The sequence below is a fragment of the Streptomyces endocoffeicus genome, from assembly GCF_016741935.1.
GTDB classification, from domain to species: domain Bacteria; phylum Actinomycetota; class Actinomycetes; order Streptomycetales; family Streptomycetaceae; genus Streptomyces; species Streptomyces endocoffeicus.
Genome location: NZ_JAERRG010000175.1, coordinates 1 through 930 on the forward strand (window position 1 = coordinate 1; position 930 = coordinate 930).

Consider the following 930-nt stretch of genomic DNA (forward strand, 5'->3'; position numbering starts at 1 on the left):
CCTCCCCAAGCGCCACCTCGGCGAACACCTCATCACCACGACGCCACGCCGCCCGCACCCCCTGAAACACCGGCCCATACTCCAAACCCACCCCAGCCAACCGCTCATACACACCACCCACATCCACCCCCACCGCACCCACAGGCGGCCACACACCCAACCCATCCACCACCACCGGAACATCAGCCGACAACACCCCCGACGCATGCCGCGTCCACAACCCCCCACCCCCACCCAAAGCCTCACCCTCCACCTGCGAAAACACACCCACCACACGCCGACCCACCCCATCCGGCGCACCCACCGACAACTGCACCCGCACCCCACCACACTCCGGCACCACCAACGGCGCCTCCAACGTCAACTCCTCCAACCACCCACAACCCACCCCATCACCCGCACGCAACACCAACTCCACCAACGCCGCCCCCGGCACCACCACCACACCCCACACCACATGATCAGCCAACCAACCATGCGAAACCAACGACAACCGCCCCGTCAACAACACCCCATCCACACCCGCCAACCCCACCACCGCACCCAACAACGGATGATCAGCCGAACCCAAACCAAGCCCAGCTGCCGCACCCTCGCCGAGGGCCACACCCGCGGACTCCAGCCAGTACCGCTCTCGCTGGAAGGCATACGTGGGCAGCTCAACGCGGCGCGCACCCGTCCCCTCGAACCTCCGAGCCCAGTCGACAGCGGCACCGCCCACATATGCCTCAGCCGCGGACGTCAGAAAACGGTCCAGGCCGCCTTCGTCGCGGCGCAGCGACCCGACGGTGGTGACACGGCTACCGTGCTCCTCGGCCGTCTGCTCCACCGCCATGGTCAGCACCGGATGAGCACTGGCCTCGACAAACACCTGAAAACCATCGGCCAACAGGGCACGCACGGTCTCCTCGAAACGCACCGTCTGACGCA

At 66.7% G+C, this 930-nt stretch carries 1 protein-coding gene; it reads right to left on the minus strand.

Annotated features, from left to right (window positions below; translation table 11 throughout):
* Positions 1–930 (minus strand): polyketide synthase dehydratase domain-containing protein (locus JK364_RS54450; RefSeq protein ID WP_201858884.1); only part of this gene is annotated, 930 nt, incomplete at both ends.